At 63.4% G+C, this 9,646-nt stretch carries 9 protein-coding genes; 5 read left to right on the top strand and 4 right to left on the bottom strand.

Going from position 1 to position 9,646, the window contains the following annotated elements:
- Positions 1–53: 53 nt before the first annotated feature.
- Positions 54–1,820 carry a Stk1 family PASTA domain-containing Ser/Thr kinase gene (gene pknB / locus KAZ48_05530; protein ID MBP7972239.1) on the bottom strand — a complete coding sequence of 589 codons (1,767 nt, stop codon included), beginning with the start codon at positions 1,818–1,820 and terminating at the stop codon, positions 54–56.
- Between the two features lie 168 nt (positions 1,821–1,988).
- On the opposite strand from pknB, the gene KAZ48_05525 reads away from it, so the two are divergent.
- Together KAZ48_05525 and KAZ48_05520 are read left to right on the top strand one after the other, a co-directional pair.
- On the top strand, positions 1,989–2,366 hold the full coding sequence (locus KAZ48_05525; protein ID MBP7972238.1) for a lycopene cyclase domain-containing protein: 378 nt from the start codon (positions 1,989–1,991) through the stop codon (positions 2,364–2,366).
- On the top strand, positions 2,363–2,770 hold the full coding sequence (locus KAZ48_05520) for a hypothetical protein (protein MBP7972237.1): 408 nt from the start codon (positions 2,363–2,365) through the stop codon (positions 2,768–2,770). Before KAZ48_05525 ends, KAZ48_05520 begins: the two co-directional genes overlap by 4 nt.
- Here KAZ48_05520 and KAZ48_05515 read toward each other — a convergent pair.
- A complete protein-coding gene (locus KAZ48_05515; protein MBP7972236.1) occupies positions 2,690–3,613 on the bottom strand; it encodes a phytoene/squalene synthase family protein in 924 nt (307 codons plus the stop codon). The two genes, KAZ48_05520 and KAZ48_05515, sit on opposite strands and share 81 nt — an antisense overlap.
- 65 nt (positions 3,614–3,678) lie before the next feature.
- Between KAZ48_05515 and mptB the strand changes: the two genes are divergently transcribed.
- Positions 3,679–5,277: a polyprenol phosphomannose-dependent alpha 1,6 mannosyltransferase MptB gene (mptB, locus tag KAZ48_05510; GenBank protein MBP7972235.1), complete on the top strand. Its 1,599-nt coding sequence runs from the start codon at positions 3,679–3,681 to the stop codon at positions 5,275–5,277.
- Here the strand turns inward: mptB and crtI are convergent.
- On the bottom strand, positions 5,274–6,740 hold the full coding sequence (gene crtI / locus KAZ48_05505; protein MBP7972234.1) for a phytoene desaturase: 1,467 nt from the start codon (positions 6,738–6,740) through the stop codon (positions 5,274–5,276). The two genes, mptB and crtI, sit on opposite strands and share 4 nt — an antisense overlap.
- A 17-nt stretch (positions 6,741–6,757) precedes the next feature.
- Complete coding sequence (locus KAZ48_05500) at positions 6,758–7,834, bottom strand: polyprenyl synthetase family protein (protein ID MBP7972233.1); 1,077 nt, start codon at positions 7,832–7,834, stop codon at positions 6,758–6,760.
- Between the two features lie 81 nt (positions 7,835–7,915).
- Between KAZ48_05500 and metF the strand changes: the two genes are divergently transcribed.
- Both metF and KAZ48_05490 read left to right on the top strand, forming a co-directional pair.
- Positions 7,916–8,803, top strand: a complete 888-nt coding sequence (gene metF, locus KAZ48_05495; GenBank protein MBP7972232.1) for a methylenetetrahydrofolate reductase [NAD(P)H] — start codon at positions 7,916–7,918, stop codon at positions 8,801–8,803.
- A gap of 29 nt (positions 8,804–8,832) precedes the next feature.
- Positions 8,833–9,630 (top strand): CDP-alcohol phosphatidyltransferase family protein, encoded by a 798-nt coding sequence (locus tag KAZ48_05490; protein MBP7972231.1) that lies wholly within the window; start codon positions 8,833–8,835, stop codon positions 9,628–9,630.
- The last annotated feature ends 16 nt before the right edge of the window (positions 9,631–9,646 follow it).

Below are 9,646 nucleotides of genomic sequence, written 5' to 3'. Positions count from 1 at the left end.
GTGACGGCGACCGGTGAGGGCGCGCAAAAGTGACGGCGACCGGTGAGGTTAGGTCACACCAACGTGAGGGTCACGGTTGAACCCTTGGCCACGACGGTTCCGGGCTCCGGATCCTGGCTGTAGACGCGTTGGAACACGACCACCGGCAGTTGGTTCTTGACCACCACTTTCAGCCCGAGCGCCTCGAGTTGGGCGACGGCCGCCGCGCGGTCAAGGGTGACGACGCGCGGGACGGTGATGGGTGGCGGGCCCTTGGAAATCACGAGGTTGACCTGATCACCGACTCGAATGGTCTTGCCGGCGACCGGATCGGAACTGATGACCCTGCCAGCCGCGATTGAACTGCTGAAGTCCTCGGTATTGACAGATGTGAGCCCGATCGCGCGCAGCTTTGTGGTGGCGCGAGTCACGGTTAGACCGCGAACCTTCGGGACCGGCACCGTCTCCGGCCCGGCCGAGGTGCGCGCGTTGACGGTGTCGCCCTTTCGCGCCTCACCGCCGGCGGCCGGATCCGTGGAGATTATCGAGCCTTTCGGAATCTTGCTGTTGAACTCCTGACCACTGACGTTGAGGGTGAGTTCTTTGGGAGTCAGTTTGGCCGCTGCCTGTTCTGGAGTTAGGCCCACGACGTTCGGGACGGCAACCTTTTTGCCCTGCGCGTACGCCCACGTGCCGAACCCGGCTCCTGCGCCCACGAGGATGAGCACCAGCAGTGCTGCCAGCACCCTGAACCTGCGCGGTTTGCGTCGCTTGGGTTCGGCGGGTGCCAGGTCATCGGCAGGTGGCGCGGGCGGCTCGCCCGCAATCTCCACCGTCGGTGGACCGTCGGTGGGAGGCGGGGCCGTGCTGATCGGGCTCGACGGCAACACCGCGGTTGGCCAGGCGCCGGCTGTGACGGTCACCTCGTCGCGGTTGAGGATCACCGTCCGGTTGGCCATGTCGGGGGAGGGTTGCTGGGCCGGTTCGGGAGTCCCGACGAGGTTGCGCACCATCCGAAGATGGGTCACGAAGTCACTGGCGTCGGCGTAGCGCGATGCAGGATCCGACGCGGTTGCGATTGCCACCAAGTCGTTGATCTCGCTCGGTACACCAGGGCGGATGGACGACGGAGAGGGGACGGTGTTGTGAACGTGCTGGTAGGCGACCGATAGTGGCGTCTCCCCGACGAAGGGGGCCTGACCCACCACCATCTCGTAGAGAACGATGCCAGCGGAATAGACGTCGGCCCGCGCATCAGCGGTTCCGCGCTCAACCTGCTCAGGCGCAAGATAGGCAACCGTGCCAATGAGTAGACCCGAGGTGACTGGCGCCGTCTTACTCGTCGCTATCGTTCTGGCCAACCCGAAATCAGCCACCTTTACCCGGCCGTCCTCGGCGATCAGCACGTTTTCGGGTTTGATATCCCGATGAACGAATCCGGCCCGGTGCGCTGCGCTCAGCGCCTCAAGCATCGGTTCGAGTATCGCCAACGCGGCCGCGGGCTGAAGCCGTTGCTCGGAATTGAGGACATCCCGCAGGGTTTGGCCAGCGACGAACTCCATCGCCAAATAGACCAAACCCTCCCAGGTGCCCTGGTCGTAGACGGCGACGATCGACGAATGGGTCAGCCGTGCTGCGGACCGTGCCTCGGAGACAAATCGATCCACGAACTCGGGATCGTCGGCCAGCCCGGGATGCATGACCTTGAGGGCGACTGTTCGATCGAGACGCAGATCCGTCGCCCGGTAAACCGTGGCCATCCCGCCTCTGGCGACCAGACCATCGACGCGATATCGCGCGTCGACGACGACGCCGATCAGCGGCTGAGCGGATGTGGTCACCCAAAGAGTGTACGAACCAACCGGTCCAGAAGACCCGGAACGCACCGGTTGCGCTCACGTCGGCTCAGTTCGGCGCGTTGCGAGTGCCGTTCGCCCTTGCGGACCTGCGGCGTAGTCTGCTCGGGTCTTTGCCGCATGCCGTGAACGCAACCAGGAGGGAACAGCGAAATGGCGCACCTCGCTTACCTCTCCGTGCTCGCCGGTTGCCTCGTCGGTACAGCCTGGCTCGAGATAGCTCTGCGAACTCGCGTTTACCGCCGCTGGCTGCGGTTGTTGCTCACAGTGCTGCCAGTTGTCGTCATCTTCTCGGCCTGGGATCTGTACGCCATCGCCAGTGACCACTGGGACTTTGATCCCCGGTTAACCACCACGGTGCTGTTGCCCGGCGGACTTCCGTTGGACGAGGTGCTGTTCTTCGTCGTCATACCGATCTGTGCAGTGCTCACGCTGGAGGCGGTCCGGTCGGTCAAGGGGTGGGAACTCGGCGATGAGTCGCCGCTCGCTAAGGAGCACCAACAAGACGACCCGCGCCGGAGTCAATCGTGAGCTACACCGCACTGGCCGCGCTGGGCGTCATCGTTGCGGTTGCGATTGACCTATTCGCGCTGCGGGTTCGGCTACTGCGACGGAAGGGCTTCTGGACCGCCTACGTCATCATCCTGTTTTTCCAACTAGTCACCAACGCGGTGCTCACGGGCTTTCGAATCGTTCGCTACGACGGTTCCGCGATCATTGGCTCTTCCACCCCGGTGAATGGCCCACCCGCTTTCTTCGGCGACGGCCGGATTGCCTTCGCGCCGATTGAGGACCTGCTGTTCGGGTTCGCGTTGGTCTTGTTGACCCTCGATCTGTGGATCTGGTGGGGTCGGTTAGGCGTTCAACGCTCGCCGACGGCGGGCCCGCCGCGCCTGTTGCCACGCCGGCAGCGCGACGGCCAGGCGGGTACGTAGCGGAACGCGTGCCCGCTGTGAGAAGACGTCGTAGTTGTTCTTCGCAACCTCGTCGGCGATCCCGCAGTACAGAATTCGAGCAGTCTCGATGCACGGACGGGCCGGGGGACTGAGGAGGGCGATGCCGGGCCGTGACCGTTCTTCCAGCTCCCGAACCCGATCGACCTGGAAGGCCAGCGCAGACCGCAGGTCGTCGCTCATCTGCCGCTTGTAAAGGTCCTTAGGCGTGACGCCAAAGTTCGCCAACTCCTCCAGTGGCAGATAGATACGACCGCGATCGAGGTCCTCGGAGACATCACGGATGAAGTTCGCGAGCTGGAAGGCGACACCGAGGTCCTTGGCATACCCGTACGCCTCGTCGCTACTCGGTTCCAGGATCGGAACCATCTGCAGCCCAATCACGGCAGCCGAGCCGTACACGTACGTATAGAGGTCATCGAACGTGTCGTAGTGATCGACCGAGAGGTCCATAGTCATGGATTCGATGAAGGCGTGGAAATGCTCGGCTGGGATTCCCCAGCGCAATGCGGTGTCAACGGTCGCCGCGCAGACGGGGTGTGACGAATGCCCCTGCGCCAAGTCCCGGAAGAACCGATCTGCCAGCGACTCCAGTGCGGCTGCGCGGTTGGCGACCGACTCGCCATCCATAGCGTCGACGATGTCATCGGCATATCGGGCAAATCCGTATAACGCGTGTACGAAGGGCCGCTTCTCCGGCGCGAGTAGCAGAGTTGCCAGGTAGTAGGTCTTGCCGTGTGCCGAATTGAGGCGTCGGCAGGTCTCGTAGGAGGCGCGCAGTTGGGGATCGAGGATGCCCGCACTGGTCAACTGCCTGCCTGACATAGTCCATATCCTTTCATCGGTTGCGCTAACCGCCCGCTTCGACCACACCCGAGTACCCTCAACGGGTGTCTACCGATGAGCCCGACGGCATCCCGTCTGCGCGCAAACCCGGTGGACGCCGTCATCGGGAAGCGGTCGTCGACGATCTGCCCGGCTTCATCTTCCGATCCGTGGTTCCAGGTTTTCTGGCGACGCTGCTCGTGGCGATCGGCGCCTTCGGAGTGGGTTGGTTGCCGTTGTCCACGTCGCTGGTGGATGTGTCGGTGGTCGATGCGCTGCGTTCGACCACCCTCGGTGCAGTGGTGTCCAAAGGTGCCGTAGTCATCGGTATCGCCCTGTTGCTGCAGTCGTGGTTGCTGCTGGGTCACGATGTGCTGCGCGGCCGTGTACGTGACATCAAACACCTTTGGCTGGCGCTCGCAGCGTGGTCGCTGCCGTTGCTAGTCGCGCCGCCGCTCTTCAGCCGGGACGTGTACTCGTACTTCGCGCAGGGCCGGTTGATGGCGGCTGGGATTGATCCGTACACGCACGGATCCTCAAGTGTGCCCGGTTGGTTCAACGGGGGAGTGGATCCGCTGTGGGGCGATGCGCCCACCCCGTATGGCCAGTTCTTCCTGCTGCTGTCTCGGGGCGTTGCCGAATTTGTCGGGCCGCACCCCTACAGCGGCGCGTTGATGTTCAGGCTCATCGCCGTCGCTGGCGTGGTGCTGCTGGCCTGGTCGATTCCACGGCTCGCCTTCGCGTGCGGGATTTCGCCGGTGAAGGCACTTTGGCTTGGGGTGCTCAATCCACTGGTCCTGATGCACTTCGTCTCCGGTGCGCACAACGATGCGTTGATGGTGGGGCTAGTCGCCGCAGGCCTTGCGCTGGCGGCCAGCCAGCAGGCTTGGCTCGGCACGATTCTGGTGACTCTCGCTGGCAGCGTTAAACCCATCGCATTGATCGCGTTGCCCTTTGTCGGCTTGCTCTGGGCTGGGTCAAGGGCTACCAAATCCAAAATCGTCGGTCGGTGGCTCATCGTCGGGGCTATCGCCTTGGCAATCTTGGGTGTCTTCGCCGCGATAACCGGAACCGGCTTCGGTTGGTTGAGTGCCTTGAGCACACCGGGCGAGGTGCGCACCTGGCTTTCCCCTCCGACGGCGGTGGGAATGGTCATCGGCGGTGCGTTGAAGCTGGTTGGCGTTGATCAGCTGGACAACGTGGTTGCGGTGACCCGGGCAATCGGCACCTTGCTGGGCCTCGGTGTCATTGCTTGGCTGTGTCTCAAACCGTACGGCCGGACACCGGTGCGAGCCGCTGCCATCGCGTTCCTAGCCGTGGTGGTGCTCGGGCCGGTCGTTCAGCCCTGGTACATGTTGTGGAGCTTGCCGCTATTTGCCGTGAGCGGACTGAGTCGGATTGAGCTGCGAATCGCGCTACTGGGAACGACCGGCTTTACGCTCTACGGCCTGATCACCTCAAGCGCCACCCAGGATTCGCTGCTGCAGATTCCCGATGCGATTGCGGCTATCGGCGTCGCGATCGTTATCGCCATCCTGTTGGCCGTCAGCCCACGGGAACGTGAACTCCTTCTGGGTGAGTCGCAGACGGATGGCATTCTGCCGGAGGATCCGCCGGCCCGAGCCCGCGCGAATCTGCTGACCATGAGGGGTCAAGCTCCCTAGCCCGTGATGCGTTGGGCAGCCAATTTGCCGGAGATCATCACCATTGGTACGCCGACCCCCGGAGTCGTGCCCGACCCAGTGAATACGACGTTGTCGCCCCAGATGTTGCGCGGCCTGAATGGCCCGGTCTGGGTGAACGAGTGGCTGGCGGCGAAGGGTGCCCCTGCCTCCATGCCCATTTCTTCCCAGTCTGCCGGGGTCGTCAGGCGCTCAACCTCGATGCTGTCGCCGAAGCCGACATATCCATTCTTCTCCAACGTGGACACCATGATGTCCCGATAGCGCGGGCCAAACTCACGCCAGTTGATGTCCGATCGGTTGTTCGGAGTCGGGAAGAGGACGTAGTAACTCTGGCGTCCAGCGGGCGCCAATGAGGGATCCGACAAGGTCGAGTTGGTGACGAAGAAGCTCGGATCGCTCATGAGTTTTCCGTCATCGATTAACTCCGTGAAGACCTGCCGCCACGTTCGGCCGAAGTGAATGTTGTGGTGAGAGATCTGGCTATAGGTGGCGGTGGAGCCGGTGAGCAGAACTGCGCACGAGGGCGAGTACTTCAGTCGGCGGATCGACCACGGGTCCTTGTCGAGCAGATCTCGGTAGGCGACGGGCAGATCCGGGTTGACTACGACCACGTCGGCCGGGATTCGCTCGCCGGACTCGGTGATGACGGCCGTAGCGCGCGATCCGTTTTTCTCGATCTGCGTCACTGTTTGCGAGTACCGGAACTTCACCCCGTGTTTGGCCGCAGCACCGGCAAGAGCTTCCGGCACCGCGTGCATCCCACCCTTGGGGAAGAACACCCCGGCGACCGAGTCCATGTAGGCAATCACGGCGTAGATGGCCAGCGCGTCAAACGGTGACAGCCCCGCGTACATGGCCTGGAACGAGAACACCCGCTGAGTTCGCGGATCCTTGAGGAACGAACCAACTTTGGGGGCGAGCCGACGGAACCCGCCAACCGCGACCAACCGGGCCAGATTGGTTGTCAGCAAGTCGAATGGCGAGTCGATGTTGCGATCGATGAAGTCGTTCATTTCCAACCGGTACAGCGTCGAAACATAGTCAACGAAGTCGCGATAGTTCGCCGATTCCTGCGCTCCGATGGTCCGATCGATTTCGACTGCCATCTCCTCGACATTGGCGTGGACGTCGAGCTTCGAACCGTCGGGGTAGTACGCCCGGTACAGCGGCGATACCGGCTCCAACTCCAGCCAGTCAGCCATAGTCTCGCCGACGCAGGCGAAGGCCTCCTCGATCAGAGTCGGCATCGTTAACACGGTGGGCCCGGTGTCGAATTGGTAGCCTTCGGACTGCCAGATCCCTGCCCGACCACCCGGAACCGGCTCACGTTCGATGACGGTGACGTCGCGGCCAGCGCCGGCTAGCCGCAGTGCCGTCGACAACCCCCCAAGGCCTGCACCGACGATCACAACTCGATCGGTTGGTCCAACGACTGTCCGCATGCCGGTCTCCTTCTGGGTCAGACTCTTCGGTTCGTGGCAGCGAGTGCGAGATCCCCCAGAACCTCGCGGGCCGGTGGGGCTAACTCGACAGAGTCCAACGCGGACAGTGCTTGTTCTGTGCAACTGGCAATGTGGTCTTCGGCGCGGGCAAGTGCCCCGGTGTCGACGATGATCTGCCGGATGGCCGTTACGTCGTCCACACGCAGGTCGGCATTGCCGAGTGCCTCGTGAACGACCTTCGTCTGCGCGTGGTTCGCTTTCTCAAGGGTCGCTGCGATGAGGAACGTGCGCTTGCCCTCGCGGATATCGTCGCCGGCTGGTTTCCCAGTCACGCCAGGGTCGCCGAAGATGCCCAAGAAATCGTCACGGAGCTGGAATGCCTCCCCGAGTGGCAGGCCGTAGCCGGTAAAGGCCTCGATCAGCTCGGGAGGGGCCCCGGCCAACGTGGCACCGATATGCAACGGCCGCTCGATCGTGTATTTGGCGGACTTGTACCGCGCAACTCGCAGGGTCTGGTCGATACTGGCGCTGCCCTTCGCCTGCTCAACCACGTCCAGATACTGGCCGCCCATCAACTCCGTGCGGGTGATGTCCAGGATCCTCTTGGCGCGCAGGACGTCACCGACGGGCAGACCAGGCTCAAGGAACATCTCGTCATTCCAGGACAGGCAGAGATCGCCGAGCAGAATTGCGCCCGCGACCCCGAAGGCTTCTGGATCGCCATGCCAGTGGTGCTGCGTGTGCAGGGTTGCCAGGCGCTTGTGCGCGGCGGGCAAACCCCGGCGCGTCTCGGATCCGTCCATCACGTCGTCGTGGATCAGCGCACACGCCTGTAGGAACTCCAGCGAGGTGGCAGCACGCAGCGCTGCCTCGTTGTCGCTACTGCCGCCAGCTGCGCGCCAACCCCACCAGCAGAACAGCGGCCGCAGCCGCTTGCCGCTACGCAGGAAGTCGCGCAGCGTGGAGTGCAGGTCGGATAGTTCAGGAGAGATGGAGGTGAGGATCGGTTCGCGAGTGTCGATGAAGCTGAGGAGCTCGCTGGTGACGCGGTCACGGACTTCTCGGATCGCGTCCGCTGGAGCTTGGGGGGTCACGGGCCAAGAGTATGTGTCAGCCTCGGCGCGCTCTGCGGCCGGTTGGCGCAGCCCATGGCGCAATATGACTAATCTTGCGCCATGAAGTCGACGTTGCATGAGCTTTTGGGGCAGGGCCGACGGTCATTCTCCTTCGAGTTCTTTCCTCCGAAGACCGACGCTGGCGAGCTCGCGCTTTGGCGCGCACTCGAAGAACTTGAGCCGCTGGGTCCGACGTTCGTTTCGGTCACTTATGGTGCGGGCGGATCGACCCGGGACCGCACCATCGCGATTACCGCGCGCATCGCCAAGGAAACGTCGATGGTTCCGGTCGGTCACCTGACCTGCGTTGGGGCGAGCGCAGACCAGTTGCGTGGCGTCATCGCCGAGTACGAATCCGCTGGCGTGCGCAACATCCTGGCGCTTCGGGGTGACCCTGAAGGTGGTCCAGCCGCTGTCTGGACGCCAACGCCAGATGGCCTTTCCTACGCGTCCGAACTGGTCTCCCTGGTGCGTGAGTCAGGTGATTTCTGCGTCGGCGTTGCGGCCTTCCCGGACTTACACCCAGCATCCGCCTCAGCCGATCTCGACGTGGACGTCCTGCTCAAGAAGCAGGCGGCCGGGGCCGAGTTCGCGATAACCCAGTTCTTTTTCGATGCCGACAGCTACTTCCGACTGGTTGACCGCGCTGTTGCTGCCGGGTGCACTATTCCGATCATTCCAGGCATCATGCCGGTCACGAATCTGGCACAGATTCAGCGATTTGCGGCGCTATCGGGGGCCGCCTTCCCAGCTGATCTGGCGGCTCGGTTTGAGGCGGTGCCCGACGCTCAGACGGTTTCCTCGCTCGGGGTCGAGCTAGCCAGTGAACTGTGTCGGGAGCTCCTGGATCGGGGGGCACCTGGTCTGCACTTCTACACGCTGAACCGATCCACAGCGACCAGGGAGATCTACGCGAACCTCGGCGTTGCACCGCAGAAGCAGGACTGACGTGACCGGATCGGGATTGAGCGTCCTCGATGTCTGATGCCAGCGAGCGACTCGGCTGGGCGGAGCCCGCGACCACTCGCGACGAGTACTTCCAGCGTTGGTCACAGTTGCACGGGGGTGTTGATCCCAACGCCTCCCGATTGACCCGATGGTGGCTCACGTTCGCCTACGTCGTTGCTCGGCCGATTACCGCGATGGGGGTCTCGCCCAACGGCATGACGTTAATCGGTGCGGTCGTCGCGCTACTGGTGCCGCTGCTCGGCTGGCTCAGTTCCAGGCAGGCCGCGCCGACTGCGGGGGCGTGGGTGCCACTGACCGACGGGGCAGCGACAACCGGTGGCTCGCTGTGGCTTTGGCTTGCTGTCCTCGCGTGCGCCGTCAGCGGCTTGGCGGACAACCTTGATGGTGCGGTCGCCGTCATCAGCGGGCGAACGACCAAGTGGGGCTACGTCCTCGACTCCGTGGTCGACCGACTGTCAGACGCGGCCCTGCTGGTAGCTCTGTGGGCAATCGGAGCGCCTGCCGCGGTTTGTGTCGCCGCCGGATTCCTCACCGTCTTGCAGGAGTACAGCCGCGCCCGAGCGGGTGCCGCTGGGATGAGCGAGGTTGGCGTCGTCAGCATCTGGGAACGGCCAACGAGAGTCATTGTGACTGCGGTATTCATAGCGCTCGCAGCGATCGCTCCATACGGTCTGACTGCGGCAGACTGGGCGTCGATCGGCGCGTACGCTGCCCTTGGTCTGAGCGTCTTCGGTCTGACCCAGGTCACGTGGGCCATTCGCGCCGCCCTCAGATCAATGGAGCGACCGCGATCGTCCTCACAGTGACTTGTTGGACAGTCAC

Source organism: Candidatus Nanopelagicales bacterium (assembly GCA_018003655.1).
Taxonomy (GTDB): Bacteria; Actinomycetota; Actinomycetes; order S36-B12; family UBA10799; genus JAGNDY01.
Note: the sequence above shows the minus strand (reverse complement) of the source record. Positions and strands in the feature narration are given on the sequence as shown.

What these genes read in the sequence shown, in the direction of transcription:
- KAZ48_05490 (MBP7972231.1), top strand. Translation starts at nt 8,833, where the DNA reads ATGTCTGATGCCAGCGAGCGACTCGGCTGGGCGGAGCCCGCGACCACT.
- KAZ48_05515 (MBP7972236.1), bottom strand. Translation starts at nt 3,613, where the DNA reads ATGTCAGGCAGGCAGTTGACCAGTGCGGGCATCCTCGATCCCCAACTG.
- crtI (MBP7972234.1), bottom strand. Translation starts at nt 6,740, where the DNA reads ATGCGGACAGTCGTTGGACCAACCGATCGAGTTGTGATCGTCGGTGCA.
- KAZ48_05525 (MBP7972238.1), top strand. Translation starts at nt 1,989, where the DNA reads ATGGCGCACCTCGCTTACCTCTCCGTGCTCGCCGGTTGCCTCGTCGGT.
- metF (MBP7972232.1), top strand. Translation starts at nt 7,916, where the DNA reads ATGAAGTCGACGTTGCATGAGCTTTTGGGGCAGGGCCGACGGTCATTC.